The sequence below is a fragment of the Serratia sp. (in: enterobacteria) genome, from assembly GCF_052400455.1.
Lineage (GTDB): Bacteria > Pseudomonadota > Gammaproteobacteria > Enterobacterales > Enterobacteriaceae > Serratia > Serratia ureilytica.
This window is the reverse complement of the sequence record NZ_CP185812.1, coordinates 3,536,867-3,550,125: the sequence shown is the minus strand read 5'-3', so window position 1 is coordinate 3,550,125 and position 13,259 is coordinate 3,536,867. Positions and strand designations below refer to the sequence as shown.

13 protein-coding genes are annotated in these 13,259 nt (G+C 60.2%); 11 read left to right on the top strand and 2 right to left on the bottom strand.

Annotated elements, in window-relative coordinates:
- Positions 1–11: 11 nt before the first annotated feature.
- From nuoI to nuoN, 6 genes are all read left to right on the top strand, one after another.
- Positions 12–554, top strand: a complete 543-nt coding sequence (gene nuoI, locus ACORQT_RS17185) for an NADH-quinone oxidoreductase subunit NuoI (RefSeq protein WP_025160170.1) — start codon at positions 12–14, stop codon at positions 552–554.
- A 13-nt stretch (positions 555–567) separates the two neighbouring features.
- Positions 568–1,125 (top strand): NADH-quinone oxidoreductase subunit J, encoded by a 558-nt coding sequence (nuoJ, locus tag ACORQT_RS17180; protein ID WP_019453717.1) that lies wholly within the window; start codon positions 568–570, stop codon positions 1,123–1,125.
- Positions 1,122–1,424, top strand: coding sequence for an NADH-quinone oxidoreductase subunit NuoK (gene nuoK / locus ACORQT_RS17175; RefSeq protein ID WP_004936014.1), 303 nt, complete (start codon positions 1,122–1,124; stop codon positions 1,422–1,424). The genes nuoJ and nuoK overlap by 4 nt, the downstream gene beginning before the upstream one ends.
- Complete coding sequence (gene nuoL, locus ACORQT_RS17170; protein WP_004936005.1) at positions 1,421–3,268, top strand: NADH-quinone oxidoreductase subunit L; 1,848 nt, start codon at positions 1,421–1,423, stop codon at positions 3,266–3,268. The genes nuoK and nuoL overlap by 4 nt, the downstream gene beginning before the upstream one ends.
- Before the next feature lie 95 nt (positions 3,269–3,363).
- Entirely contained in the window at positions 3,364–4,893 is a 1,530-nt protein-coding gene (gene nuoM, locus ACORQT_RS17165; protein WP_033643857.1) for an NADH-quinone oxidoreductase subunit M, read from the top strand.
- Between the two features lie 6 nt (positions 4,894–4,899).
- Complete coding sequence (gene nuoN, locus ACORQT_RS17160; protein WP_033635324.1) at positions 4,900–6,357, top strand: NADH-quinone oxidoreductase subunit NuoN; 1,458 nt, start codon at positions 4,900–4,902, stop codon at positions 6,355–6,357.
- Between the two features lie 59 nt (positions 6,358–6,416).
- Here the strand turns inward: nuoN and ACORQT_RS17155 are convergent, their stop codons facing one another.
- A complete protein-coding gene (locus tag ACORQT_RS17155; protein ID WP_046687544.1) occupies positions 6,417–7,292 on the bottom strand; it encodes a LysR family transcriptional regulator in 876 nt (291 codons plus the stop codon).
- A 288-nt stretch (positions 7,293–7,580) separates the two neighbouring features.
- On the opposite strand from ACORQT_RS17155, the gene ACORQT_RS17150 reads away from it, so the two are divergent.
- Complete coding sequence (locus tag ACORQT_RS17150) at positions 7,581–8,816, top strand: MFS transporter (RefSeq protein WP_033651937.1); 1,236 nt, start codon at positions 7,581–7,583, stop codon at positions 8,814–8,816.
- 130 nt (positions 8,817–8,946) lie between these two features.
- Complete coding sequence (locus tag ACORQT_RS17145) at positions 8,947–9,456, top strand: DUF1097 domain-containing protein (RefSeq protein ID WP_033643854.1); 510 nt, start codon at positions 8,947–8,949, stop codon at positions 9,454–9,456.
- Here ACORQT_RS17145 and ACORQT_RS17140 read toward each other — a convergent pair.
- Positions 9,436–10,419, bottom strand: a complete 984-nt coding sequence (locus ACORQT_RS17140; RefSeq protein ID WP_164057608.1) for a LacI family DNA-binding transcriptional regulator — start codon at positions 10,417–10,419, stop codon at positions 9,436–9,438. The two genes, ACORQT_RS17145 and ACORQT_RS17140, sit on opposite strands and share 21 nt — an antisense overlap.
- A gap of 268 nt (positions 10,420–10,687) precedes the next feature.
- Between ACORQT_RS17140 and idnO the strand changes: the two genes are divergently transcribed.
- From idnO to elaB, 3 genes are all read left to right on the top strand, one after another.
- Positions 10,688–11,452, top strand: a complete 765-nt coding sequence (idnO, locus tag ACORQT_RS17135) for a gluconate 5-dehydrogenase (RefSeq protein WP_164057609.1) — start codon at positions 10,688–10,690, stop codon at positions 11,450–11,452.
- Between the two features lie 23 nt (positions 11,453–11,475).
- Entirely contained in the window at positions 11,476–12,507 is a 1,032-nt protein-coding gene (gene idnD / locus ACORQT_RS17130) for an L-idonate 5-dehydrogenase (protein WP_033643851.1), read from the top strand.
- An 81-nt stretch (positions 12,508–12,588) separates the two neighbouring features.
- Positions 12,589–12,900: a stress response protein ElaB gene (gene elaB / locus ACORQT_RS17125; RefSeq protein WP_033643850.1), complete on the top strand. Its 312-nt coding sequence runs from the start codon at positions 12,589–12,591 to the stop codon at positions 12,898–12,900.
- The last annotated feature ends 359 nt before the right edge of the window (positions 12,901–13,259 follow it).

The following is a 13,259-nucleotide window of genomic DNA, read 5'->3' as shown; positions in this document are numbered from 1 at the left end:
GTGAATAAACCATGACATTGAAAGAGTTAGTGGTTGGTTTCGGCACCCAGGTGCGCAGCATTTGGATGATTGGCATGCATGCCTTCGCCAAGCGTGAAACCCAGATGTACCCGGAAGAACCGGTTTACCTGCCGCCGCGCTACCGCGGCCGCATCGTGCTGACGCGCGATCCGGACGGCGAAGAGCGCTGCGTCGCCTGTAACCTGTGTGCGGTTGCCTGCCCGGTCGGCTGTATCTCGCTGCAAAAAGCGGAACAGAAAGACGGCCGTTGGTATCCGGAGTTCTTCCGCATCAACTTCTCGCGCTGCATTTTCTGTGGCCTGTGCGAAGAGGCTTGCCCGACTACCGCTATCCAGCTGACGCCGGATTTCGAACTGGGTGAGTACAAGCGTCAGGATCTGGTGTACGAAAAAGAAGATCTGTTGATCTCGGGGCCGGGTAAATATCCGGAATATAACTTCTACCGGATGGCCGGTATGGCGATTGACGGCAAAGCCAAAGGCGAAGCCGAAAACGAAGCCAAACCGATCGACGTCAAAGGTCTGTTGCCCTAAGGAGCCAGCAAGCATGGAAATTGCATTTTATCTGGCAGGTTTGATTGCGGTGGCCGCGACGATTCGCGTGATCACCCATACCAACCCTGTGCATGCGCTGCTGTATCTGATCGTCTCGTTATTGGCGATCTCGGCAGTCTTCTTCTCTCTCGGCGCCTACTTTGCCGCCGCGTTGGAAATCATCGTTTATGCGGGCGCCATCATGGTGCTGTTCGTGTTCGTGGTGATGATGCTGAACCTCGGCAACGTGCAGCAGCAAGAGCGCGACTGGATGAAGCCGACGGTGTGGATCGGGCCTGGCCTGCTGTCGCTGGCGCTGCTGGTGGTATTGATCGTCGCGATCCGCAGCGTATCCGATCAGGGTATCAGCGGTGAGATGGTCGACGCGAAGGCGGTGGGCATCAGCCTGTTCGGGCCTTACGTACTGGCGGTTGAGCTGGCTTCAATGCTGCTGTTGGCGGGTCTGGTTGTCGCCTTCCATATCGGCCGCGAGCACAAGCCTGGCGAGGTGCTGAGCAACGCGCCGGCGAGTGGCGAAATGGCGAGAAGAAAATCGGAGGAGCAAGCATGATCCCTCTTCAACATGGCCTGATCCTGGCGGCTATCCTGTTTGTGCTCGGGCTGACCGGGCTGCTGGTGCGCCGCAACCTGCTGTTTATGCTGATCAGCCTGGAAGTGATGATCAACGCTGCGGCGTTGGCGTTTATCGTGGCGGGAAGCTACTGGGGCCAGGCGGACGGACAGGTGATGTACATCCTGGCGATCAGCCTGGCGGCAGCCGAGGCCAGTATCGGCCTGGCGCTGCTGCTGCAGCTCTACCGTCGTCGTCATACCCTGAATATTGATACTGTCAGTGAGATGCGCGGATGAACCTATTATATTTAACAATTCTGCTACCGCTGATCGGGTTCCTGCTGTTGGCATTTTCCCGCGGTCGTTGGTCTGAAAACACGGCGGCCACTGTCGGCGTGGGTTCTATCGGCCTGGCTGCGCTGGTCACGGTCTATGTGGCGATGGATTTCTTCGCCCAGAAAGCCGCCGGCGTGCAGCTGTTCGAGCAAAGCCTGTGGACCTGGATGGCCGTCGGCAACTTCAATATCGGCGTGACCCTGGTGCTGGACGGCCTGTCGCTGACCATGCTGTCGGTGGTCACCGGCGTCGGCTTCTTCATCCACATGTTCGCTTCCTGGTACATGCGCGGTGAAGAGGGCTATTCGCGCTTCTTCGCTTACACCAACCTGTTTATCGCCAGCATGGTGGTATTGGTGCTGGCGGACAACCTGCTGTTGATGTACCTGGGTTGGGAAGGCGTGGGCCTGTGCAGCTACCTGTTGATCGGTTTCTACTACAAAGATCCGGCCAACGGCGCGGCGGCGATGAAAGCCTTTATCGTGACCCGCGTGGGCGACGTGTTCCTGGCGTTCGCGCTGTTCATCCTCTACAACGAGCTGGGCACGCTGAACATCCGCGAGCTGATGATCCTGGCGCCGCAGAAACTGGCGGTGGGCGACACGGCCATCACCTGGGCGACCCTGATGCTGCTGGGCGGCGCGGTCGGTAAATCGGCGCAGCTGCCGTTGCAAACCTGGTTGGCGGACGCGATGGCGGGCCCAACCCCGGTTTCCGCACTGATCCACGCGGCGACCATGGTGACCGCGGGCGTCTATCTGATCGCCCGCACGCACGGCCTGTTCCTGATGGCGCCGGAAGTGCTGCACCTGGTGGGCATCGTCGGTGCGGTCACTCTGCTGCTGGCCGGCTTCGCCGCGCTGGTGCAGACCGACATCAAGCGCGTGCTCGCTTACTCCACCATGAGCCAGATCGGTTACATGTTCCTGGCGCTGGGCGTGCAGGCATGGGACGCGGCGATCTTCCACCTGATGACCCACGCGTTCTTCAAGGCGCTGCTGTTCCTGTCGTCCGGTTCGGTGATCCTGGCTTGCCACCACGAGCAAAACATCTTCAAGATGGGCGGTCTGCGCAAGAGTATCCCGCTGGTGTACGTCTGCTTCCTGGTGGGCGGCGCGGCGCTGTCTGCGTTGCCGCTGGTCACGGCCGGCTTCTTCAGTAAGGACGAGATCCTGGCGGGCGCGATGGCCAACGGCCACATCAACCTGATGGTTGCCGGCCTGGTCGGTGCGTTCATGACCTCGCTGTACACCTTCCGTATGATTTTCATCGTGTTCCATGGCGAAGAGAAAATCAAAGCGCATGCCGGTAAAGGCATCACTCACCACTTGCCACTGCTGGTTCTGCTGGTGCTGTCCACCTTCGTCGGCGCGATGATCGTGCCGCCGTTGCAGGGCGTGCTGCCGGAGACCACCGAGCTGGCGCACGGCAGCGTGCTGCGGCTTGAAATCACCTCCGGCGTGGTGGCTATCGTCGGCATTCTGCTGGCGGCCGCGCTGTGGCTGGGCAAACGAAGCCTGGTCAACAGCATCGCCAACAGCGCGCCGGGTCGTTTCTTCTCGACCTGGTGGTTCCATGCCTGGGGCTTCGACTGGCTGTATGACAAAGTGTTCGTCAAGCCGTACCTGGGCATTGCGAAGCTGCTGCAACGCGATCCGCTGAACTCGCTGATGAATCTGCCGGCCGTCTTCTCCCGCTGGGGGAACCGCGGTCTGACGGTGAGCGAGAACGGTCAGGTGCGTTGGTATATAGCGTCTATGGGTGTGGGTGCAGTGGTCGTATTGGCTCTGTTGATTTTGGTTTAATTGAATAATTTAAACAGACGCATTTTTCGGGCGTAGCGCCGGGCAGGCGCTACGTACAAAGTTTGAAATTATTCGTATAAGGGACACAAAACGCCATGCTATTACCTTGGCTAATTCTTATCCCCTTTATCGGCGGTCTGCTGTGCTGGCAGCTTGAGCGCTTCGGTACTAAGGTGCCGCGCTGGATAGCGCTGATCGCAATGGGGCTGACGTTGGCGCTCTCTCTGCAGCTGTGGATGCAGGGCGGCTATACATTGACCACGCCGAAAGGCATTCCGCAGTGGCAGAGCGAATTCCTGCTGCCGTGGATCCCGCGCTTCGGCATCTCCATCCACCTGGCGCTGGACGGTCTGTCGCTGCTGATGGTGGTGTTGACCGGTCTGCTGGGCGTGCTGGCGATCCTCTGTTCCTGGCGTGAAATCCAGAAGTATCAGGGCTTCTTCCACCTCAACCTGCTGTGGATCCTGGGCGGCGTTATCGGCGTGTTCCTCGCCATCGACATGTTCCTGTTCTTCTTCTTCTGGGAAATGATGTTGGTGCCGATGTACTTCCTGATCGCGCTGTGGGGTCACAAGGCGTCGGACGGTAAAACCCGCATCACCGCGGCGACCAAGTTCTTCATCTACACCCAGGCCAGCGGTCTGGTGATGCTGATTGCGATCCTGGGCCTGGTGTTCGTGCACTACAACGCCACCGGCGTGTGGACCTTCGATTACGAAGACCTGCTGCAAACGCCGATGTCCCACAACGTGCAATATATGCTGATGCTGGGCTTCTTCATCGCCTTCGCGGTGAAAATGCCGGTGGTGCCGCTGCACGGCTGGTTGCCGGATGCGCACAGCCAGGCGCCAACCGCAGGTTCCGTCGACCTGGCGGGCATCTTGCTGAAAACCGCGGCCTACGGCCTGCTGCGTTTCAGCCTGCCGCTGTTCCCTGAGGCTTCGCACGAGTTCGCGCCAATCGCCATGTGGCTGGGCGTGATCGGCATCTTCTACGGCGCCTGGATGGCGTTCGCGCAGACCGACATTAAGCGCCTTATCGCTTACACCTCGGTATCGCACATGGGCTTCGTGCTGATCGCCATCTACACCGGCAGCCAGCTGGCTTACCAGGGCGCGGTTATCCAGATGATCGCGCACGGCCTGTCCGCCGCCGGCATGTTTATCATCTGCGGCCAGCTGTATGAACGTCTGCATACGCGCGACATGCGTCAGATGGGCGGCCTGTGGGGGCGCATCAAGTTCATTCCTGCGCTGTCGCTGTTCTTCGCCGTGGCTACGCTGGGGATGCCGGGTACCGGTAACTTCGTCGGCGAATTCATGATTCTGTTCGGCAGCTACCAGGTGGTGCCGGTGATCACCGTGATCTCCACCTTCGGTCTGGTGTTCGCTTCTGTTTACTCGCTGATCATGATGCAGCGCGCTTACTACGGTGCGCCTAAATCCGACCAGCCGCTGCAGGGCATGACCGCGCGCGAACTGTTCATCATTCTGCTGCTGGTGGTGTTGCTGGTTCTGCTGGGGGTTTACCCGCAGCCGATTCTGGATACTTCCAACGCGGCGATGAGCAACGTGCAACACTGGTTTGGTTCGTCAGTTTCAGCAATTTCAACAACAAGGCCGTAATTCGCCATGACAATAACTCCTCAACAACTGATCGCACTGCTGCCGCTGTTGATCGTCGGATTGACGGTGGTGGTTGTGATGCTAGGCATTGCGTGGCGACGCGACCACTTTATCAACGCCACCCTGACCGTGATCGGTCTCAACCTGGCGCTGCTTTCGCTGTACTTTGTCGGCCAGGCAGGCCCAATGGACGTCACCCCGCTGCTGCGGGTTGACGGCTACTCGATGTTCTACACCGGGCTGGTGCTGCTGGCGAGTCTGGCGACCTGCACCTTCGCGTATCCGTGGCTGGTCGGCTATCCGGATAACCGCGAAGAGTTCTACCTGCTGGTGCTGATCGCCGCCATGGGCGGCATCCTGCTGGCGAGCGCCAACCATCTGGCTTCGCTGTTCATCGGTATCGAGCTGATCTCGCTGCCGCTGTTCGGCCTGGTGGGCTATGCCTACCGCCAGAAGCGCCCGCTGGAAGCCGCCATCAAGTACATGCTGCTGTCCGCCGCCGCGTCGTCGTTCCTGCTGTTCGGCATGGCGCTGCTGTACGCCGAATCCGGCGATCTGTCGCTGGCCGGCCTCGGCAAGAGCCTGCAGGAAAACATGATGCACCAGCCGCTGATCCTGGCCGGCATGGGCATGATGATCGTCGGTCTGGGCTTCAAGCTGTCGCTGGTGCCGTTCCAACTGTGGACGCCGGACGTTTATCAGGGCGCGCCTGCGCCGGTCTCGACCTTCCTGGCGACCGCCAGCAAAATCGCGATCTTTGCGGTCGTGATGCGTCTGTTCCTGTATGCCCCGGCCGCCGACAACGAAGCGCTGCGCATGGTGTTGTCGATCATCGCGTTCTGCTCCATCTTGTTCGGTAACCTGATGGCCATCAGCCAGACCAACATCAAGCGTCTGCTGGGCTACTCGTCGATCGCTCATCTGGGCTACCTGCTGGTGGCGCTGATTGCGGTGCAAACCCATCAGCTGTCGCTGGAAACCGCCGGCGTTTATCTGGCCGGTTACCTGTTCAGCAGCCTGGGCGCCTTCGGCGTGGTCAGCCTGATGTCCAGCCCATACCGCGGCCCGGATGCGGATTCGCTGTTCTCTTACCGTGGTCTGTTCTGGCATAAGCCAATCTTGTCCGCGGTAATGACGGTGATGATGCTGTCGCTGGCCGGTATCCCGATGACGCTGGGCTTTATCGGTAAGTTCTTCGTGATCGCGATGGGCGTCAGCGCGCATCTGTGGTGGCTGACCGGCGCAGTCGTGGTAGGCAGCGCCATCGGCCTGTACTACTACCTGCGCGTGACCGTCAGCCTGTTCCTCAGCGCGCCGGAATCGCTGCAGCGCGACACCCCGAACAACTGGGCGTTGACCGCCGGTGGCGTCGTGGTGCTGATCTCAGCCGCGCTGGTGCTGCTGTTGGGGGTTTATCCTCAGCCGCTGATTTCGCTGGTGCAGATGGCGCAGCCGACGTTCTGATAACGCTTCAGACGGTAAAAAGGTCGCTTCGGCGGCCTTTTTTTATGGAGAAACGGCGCTCAGCCGTAATGGGCGCTAAACGACGTTTCCAGCGCCTGCACCACCGCGCGCACGCGGGCGGCGCGTTGCAAATCGGGGTGCAGCACCAGCCAGATATCCACCCAGTCTTTGCTCTCGGGAAAGAGGCGCACCAATTCCGGGTCGTGGTCGGCCAGGCACGACAAGAGCAGCCCGATGCCCAGCCCGCTGCGGGTGGCCGAACGTAACAACAGCTGCGAATTGCATTGCAGCACGGCGTTGGGCTCGAACAGGGTCTCGCCGCCGAAATTGCTCCAGTGGCGCGGCACCAGTTCGCGCGGGAACATCAGCAGATCGTGGCCGCGCAGCTGCTCGCCTTTGACCGGCATGCCGCGTTGCGCCAGATAGTGCGGGCTGGCGTACAGGCCCATTTCGATAGTGGCTAAGCGTTTGATGATCAGCTCATCGTCATCGGGGCGCGCGCCGCGGATCGCCAGATCCGCGCTGTGGTAAGCGATATCGGTGATGTTCAGCGCCGTCAACAGCGTGACGGTGATGGCCGGATAGCGTTGCCGCAGATCTTGCAGCGCCGGTATCACGAAGGCTTCGGCCAGGGTATCGGTGGTGGCGATGCGCACGTTGCCGCACAGACTTTCGTCGCCGCCGGCGGCTTTGCGAGCGATCGCCTGCACGGCATTTTCCATCTTCATCATGTCCGCCAGCATGGATTCGCCCAGCGGGCTGAGGGAGAAGGATTTTGGCGTGCGGATAAACAATTTCGAACCCAGCGAGTTTTCCAGGGCGGTGAGACGTCGGCCGACGGTCGCTTGATCAACCTGCAGCTGGTTGGCGGCTTTACGTAACGTGCCGCAGCGTGCGACGGCCAGAAAGAAGCGCGCGTCATCCCAATTCATCATGCCATTTCCTCTCTGCAGATTTGTCGGCGCCAGGGGAGCCGTGCGGGCCGGGCGAACGATACCGGTATCTATCATAAAGCGTTGTTCCGCCTGGAGGGAGAGAAAGACGGTCAACGGCACGCACATCGGCGGTTATTTCTCCGGTGATGCAAGAATGCATCAGGGTGATTCATTCTTGACGATACTTCGCCCGTCGCCGTAACGCTATGATAAGCGCCGTTCCCGGCAGACCGGGTGAGGAAAGACGACGATGGCAGGCCGCCGCCTGCCGACTTTGGGAGTGGAAGCATGTCAGAAAATACCGCCATCCAGGACGCGGCGCCAGCAAACGCACGGGCGTCGCGCACGGCCATTTTACTGTTCCTGGCGCTGGCTTTGATGTCGGCATTGCTGAACAGCAGCGCGCCGACGCCGCTTTATCCGCTGTATCAGCAGCAGCTTGCGCTAAGCTCGGTCAGTCTGACCGTCATCTACGGCGCCTATGCCGCCGGCGTGCTGATCTCTTTGTTCGGCGTCGGCAATCTGGCCGGCAAAGTAAAGGATTTACGCAGCATGATCGTGCCGGCGTTGCTGGTGGTGTTGAGCGGCGCGCTGCTGTTCGCGCTGGCTGATACCTTTGCCATGATGCTGATGGCGCGGCTGCTGGCCGGGGTAGGCACCGGGGCGCTGACCGGCGCGGCGAACATCGCGTTGGTGCGGTTTGGGCCGCGCGACGGCGGTAAAAGCGCGGCGTTAATCGCAACGCTGTCATTCACCACCGGATTAGCGCTGGGGCCGATCTTCAGCGGCATCGCTTTGCAGACCGGTTTTCATCCCACGACGCTGCCGTTCGTTTTCATCATGGCCATTGCCGCCATGGCGGCGTTGGGCGTCATGCTGCTGTGGCCGCGTGGCCAGGTTGCGTCGCCGGCCCGCGCTGCGCCGGCCGAACAGGAAAAAAGCACGCTGCTCGATGGCCTGCGCGCTACCGGCGGTAAATTCTTTGTGTGCGCCGGCGCGCTGTTTGTCTGTTGGGCGCTGGCCGCCAGTATTTTGGCAATCGGCCCCGGCGTGGCGGAAACGCTGTTAGGCATGCACCAGCGTGGCGTCTTTGGCTATGCGATTGCGGTGTATCTGCTGATCGCCGGCATCAGCCAGATCCTGAGCCGCCGCGTTAACGCCCGTCATTCGCTGTTGTTCGGTTGCCTGGCGCAGGTGCTGGCGGCAGTGGTGTTCGCCATGGCGATCCAGTGGCATTCTCTGGGGCTGGCGGCGGTGGGGCTGGTGGTGGCCGGCTATGCTTACGGCGCCATTTTCGTCGGCAGCGCGACCCTGGTGAACTTGATTTCGCCGCCGACCAGCCATGCGCGTTTGCTTTCTCTGTTTTACGTTATCGCTTATATCGCCAACTGGGTGCCGATCTTGCTGGGCGTGGTGGTCGATCGCGTCGATCTGCAGCAGGCGACCCATTTGCTGTTCTTGAGCAGCAGCGCAGTGTGCCTGTTGCTGGCATGGAAAACGTCCCGGGTGGGATTCCCTTGCTAATTATTTTGTGATGAATATCTATTTTTTATAATTAATGATTCTTTAATTACATTTATGATGTGATTTGTATCGCATAAATTGGCCTGTTTTCGGGTAAACTGCGCGCTTTCTTTTTGCTGCAGGTCACTTTATGAACGTTCTTTTCGCCATTGCCGTCACCACCGGGATCCTGTCCGGCGTTTGGGGATGGGTTGCCGTCAGTCTGGGCCTGATCGGTTGGGCCGGTTTTCTCGGCTGCACGGCCTATTTCGCCTGCCCGCAGGGCGGCCTGAAAGGGCTGTTGATCGGCGCGTTGACCTGCTGCAGCGGCGTTTTCTGGGCAATGGTCATCATCCACGGCAGCGAACTGGCGCCGCAATGGAATTTGCTGGGGTATCTGCTGACCGGCGCCGTGGCGTTCTTGATGTGCATACAGGCCAAACAGCAATGGCTGGGGTTCGTGCCCGGCACCTTTATCGGCGCCTGTGCGACCTTCGCCGGCGGCGGCGACTGGCCGCTGGTGACGCTCTCTTTGCTGGTGGGCCTGCTATTCGGCTATGCGATGAAAAACAGCGGGCTGTGGTGGGCGGCGCGCAGCGAAAAAGCCCGCGCCGCACAGCCGGTCAGCCGGCATGCCGGCTCAAACGGTGCCGCCGAGTGAGAGGCGGTAGTGCAGATCGAGACGCTCGGCGCAGGGCTCGCCCGCGATCCGCTGCAGCAACAGTTCACTGGCGGCCTTACCCATCTCAAAGCGCGGCGTGATCACGCTGGCGATGCCCGGCGTGGTCGCCTGGCCGATATCCAGACCGTGAAAACCCGATAGCGCAACCTCCTGCGGCACGCGCACGCCGAGACGCAGGCAGGCCTGCAACACGCCTACCGCCAAATCGTCGTTGGTGCACAGGATACCGTCCAACTGCGGGTAGCGTTCGCGCGCCATTGCCAGCATGTCGGCGCCGATCGAAACCGATGAGACCCGATGCGGCGTGATCTGGCGCGGCGTTTGCCCCTGAGCCGCCATGGCGCGGCAGTAACCCTGGTAACGTTTAGTGTCGCGGGCGTCGGACATGGCGCCAAAGTAAACGATATGGCGTTTGCCGCTGGCCAGCAGCGCGGCGGTCATGTCATACCCCGCCTGTTCATTGTCGAATCCCACCGCGATCCGCCCCGGCGGCGCGTCGAGATCCATCACCTGCGCGATGGGAATTTTCGCGGCGGCGAGATAGGTCTCAGCGCGCAAGGTGTGCGCCGAATCGGTGAGGATTAGCCCGGCGATTGGATAAGCCAGCAGTTGTGCAATCTGCTCTTCTTCCCGCTGCGGGCTGTAATCGTAGTTCACCACCAGCGTTTGATAACCCCGCGCCTGGGTGACGGATTCGATGCCGGCCAGCAGATCGGCGAAAATCTGGTTATTGAAAGAGGGGATCAACACGCCGATGCGCGGTTTTCTGCCGGCCTGTGCGGTATCGGCGTCAGTGATGTTCAGCTCCCGCATGACCTGCGCAATGCGTTCAGCGGTGTCGGCCGCCACTTTGTCCGGCGTGCGCAGAAAACGGCTGACGGTCATTTTGGTCACGCCGGCCAATTGCGCGATGTCCTGTAGCGTTACGCGGGGGTGTTTCATTCGGTAGCCTTAACGGGCGGCGCGGCAAGGGTGGATAGCGGTATGTTAACAAATCGATTTGGTGATAACAATGCATGCGATTTTATTGAAAGTGGCTATTTTTCAATTGGATAGATTGGTTTTGTTCTCTCACTGTCTGCGTGAGTTCACGTTAAGGGTAACAGGGTTTCGTAACATTATTTTCAGTGATTTCCATCACGTTTTTACCGGTAACAATCGGCTGAGATAGAGGCCTGTCCGATTGGAGGCCTGAAGGCCGGGAATTACCATGAACAACCTGTTTTCTCTGGATAACAAAACCGTCTTGATCACCGGCGCCTCGCGCGGCATCGGTTTTCTGCTAGCGCGCGGCCTGGCGCAGCAAGGCGCGCATATTCTGGTCAATGCCACCACCGAAGAACATGCCCGGCACGCCGCCGATCGCCTGCGCGAAGAGGGGCTGTGCGCCGACGCGGCGGCGTTCGACGTCACCGACTCTCAGGCGGTGCATGCCGCCATCGGCCGTATCGAAACGGACATCGGCGCGATAGACGTGTTGATCAACAACGCCGGCATCCAGCGCCGTCATCCCTTCACCGAGTTCCCGGAGCAAGACTGGGACGACATCATCGCCGTCAACCAGAAGGCGGTCTTCATCGTGTCGCAGACCGTGGCCCGTTACATGGTGCCGCGCCGGCGCGGCAAGATAGTCAATATCGGCTCGATGCAAAGCGAGCTGGGGCGGGACACCATCACCCCTTACGCGGCGTCCAAAGGGGCGGTGAAAATGCTGACGCGCGGCATGTGCGTGGAGTTGGCGCGTTACAACATTCAGGTCAACGGCATTGCCCCCGGCTATTTCAAAACCGAGATGACACAGGCGTTGGCCGACGACCCGGCCTTTACCGCCTGGCTGACCCAGCGCACGCCCGCCGCGCGTTGGGGGGATCCGCAGGAGCTGATCGGCGCGGCGGTGTTCCTGGCCGCCGACGCTTCCAGCTTCGTCAACGGGCAGCTGCTGTTTGTCGATGGCGGCATGTCCGCCGCGGTGTAATCCCTCTTTCGTGGAGTGTTGAGATGAAAATTCAAACCCAGTCCTGCATGGTCAACGGCAAACGAGACGTGGCGGTGATCGCGCAAGAAGTGAATTATCAGGGGCAGGGCACGCTGGTGAAAATCCGCCGCGGCGGCATCTGCGGCTCGGATCTGCATTACTTTCAGGAAGGGAAGGTCGGCAATTTTCAGGTACGCCAGCCGATGGTGCTGGGCCACGAGGCGATCGGCGAGGTGGTCGCCAGCGATTCGCCGCAGCTGGCGATCGGGCAGAAGGTGGCGCTCAATCCCAGCAAACCCTGCGGGCAGTGCAAATATTGTCTGGCGCAGCAAAGCAATCAGTGCGTCGAGATGCGCTTTTTCGGCAGCGCGATGTATTTCCCGCACGTCGACGGTGCTTTCACCCAATACAAGGTGGTGGATAGTGCGCAGTGCATTCCTTACGCCGCCGATCGCGACGACAGGGTGATGGTATTTGCCGAACCGCTGGCGGTGGCGATCCACGCGGCGAAACAGCCCGGCGCGGTGAAGGGTAAAACGGTTTTCGTGTCCGGCGTCGGCCCGATCGGCTGTTTGCTGGTGGCGGCGCTGAAAGCGCTGGGCGCCGCCGAGATCGTCTGCGCCGATCTCAGCCCGCGCTGTCTGGCGCTCGCCGGCCAGATGGGGGCGGACCGCTGTCTGCATGCTGCAGACGACGATTTCAGCGTATATCAGCAACACAAAGGCTATTTCGACATCGCTTTCGAGGCAGCAGGGCATCCGACGTCGCTGCAGCGCTGCCTGGAAGTCACGCGCGCCAAGGGCACCGTCGTGCAGGTCGGGATGGGCGGCAGCTTCCCTGATTTCCCGCTGATGCTGTTGATCGCCAAGGAGTTGAATCTGCTCGGCTCCTTCCGCTTCGTGGAGGAATTCGCGCTGGCGGTGGCCTGGCTGGCCGGCGATGTGGTCGATCCGCTGCCGCTGCTGTCGGCGGAGTTCGCCGGGGACCAACTGGCGCAGGCGCTGGAGTTTGCCGGCGACAAGCGCCAGGCCGCCAAGGTGCAATTAGTGTTTTAGGGTAAAAGTCCGATGGCCGCAGGTGACGATCGTTGTCTATAGTGTAGGAACGCTTAATTTTTCAACCACGGAGATCTCACGATGGCAAGACATACGGATGCTGAGCAAACTACGCTGGATGACGATCTGAGAATGCTGACCGAAACGCTGGAAGAAGTGTTGCAATACAGCGGCGATCGCGCGGATCAGGCCTACATCGACATCAAGTCGCACGCCGAGCAGGCGCTGAGTGAGGTCAAGGCGCGCTGGGTGAACACCGGCGAATCCTACTATGCCCGCGCCAAAGAAGCGGTGCACCGCACCGACGACTATGTGCGGGATAAACCCTGGCACAGCGTGGGCATCGGCGCCACCGTCGGGCTGGTGCTGGGGCTGCTGCTGGCCCGCAAATAAATCACGCCCCAGGGGCGGCGCAAGCCGCCTCGTTCTTTTCTGCAGACTGTGTGCTTCATCCCGCTGTTTCTCCGATAGTTCTTCCATATCCCGCCTATACTTTCCGCTAGCCGCCGCAGGCGGGGCGCTATTCCCCTGTTTTTTGTGCGGACGAATTGAGGCCATGTCGCCGCAGGTGTAAAGTGTTTGTGTATTTATTGTTTGTTTTTTGTTCTAAATCAAATAATTATCTGGTGTAAACACCCAGGGATATACGGCGTTTTTGCGCTGGCGCAAAAGCCGTGAAAATAACACCTCATATAATACAGAGCGTAACTACAGGCGCGGCGTCCGTCGGCTGCGCCGGGGACGATCTCTGC

Bases quoted from the DNA above. Each gene is read 5' to 3' on its own strand.
- nuoM (WP_033643857.1), top strand. From the start codon at position 3,364: ATGCTATTACCTTGGCTAATTCTTATCCCCTTTATCGGCGGTCTGCTG.
- nuoK (WP_004936014.1), top strand. From the start codon at position 1,122: ATGATCCCTCTTCAACATGGCCTGATCCTGGCGGCTATCCTGTTTGTG.
- ACORQT_RS17140 (WP_164057608.1), bottom strand. From the start codon at position 10,419: ATGAAACACCCCCGCGTAACGCTACAGGACATCGCGCAATTGGCCGGC.
- nuoL (WP_004936005.1), top strand. From the start codon at position 1,421: ATGAACCTATTATATTTAACAATTCTGCTACCGCTGATCGGGTTCCTG.
- elaB (WP_033643850.1), top strand. From the start codon at position 12,589: ATGGCAAGACATACGGATGCTGAGCAAACTACGCTGGATGACGATCTG.
- nuoJ (WP_019453717.1), top strand. From the start codon at position 568: ATGGAAATTGCATTTTATCTGGCAGGTTTGATTGCGGTGGCCGCGACG.
- ACORQT_RS17145 (WP_033643854.1), top strand. From the start codon at position 8,947: ATGAACGTTCTTTTCGCCATTGCCGTCACCACCGGGATCCTGTCCGGC.
- idnD (WP_033643851.1), top strand. From the start codon at position 11,476: ATGAAAATTCAAACCCAGTCCTGCATGGTCAACGGCAAACGAGACGTG.
- ACORQT_RS17150 (WP_033651937.1), top strand. From the start codon at position 7,581: ATGTCAGAAAATACCGCCATCCAGGACGCGGCGCCAGCAAACGCACGG.
- idnO (WP_164057609.1), top strand. From the start codon at position 10,688: ATGAACAACCTGTTTTCTCTGGATAACAAAACCGTCTTGATCACCGGC.
- ACORQT_RS17155 (WP_046687544.1), bottom strand. From the start codon at position 7,292: ATGATGAATTGGGATGACGCGCGCTTCTTTCTGGCCGTCGCACGCTGC.
- nuoI (WP_025160170.1), top strand. From the start codon at position 12: ATGACATTGAAAGAGTTAGTGGTTGGTTTCGGCACCCAGGTGCGCAGC.
- nuoN (WP_033635324.1), top strand. From the start codon at position 4,900: ATGACAATAACTCCTCAACAACTGATCGCACTGCTGCCGCTGTTGATC.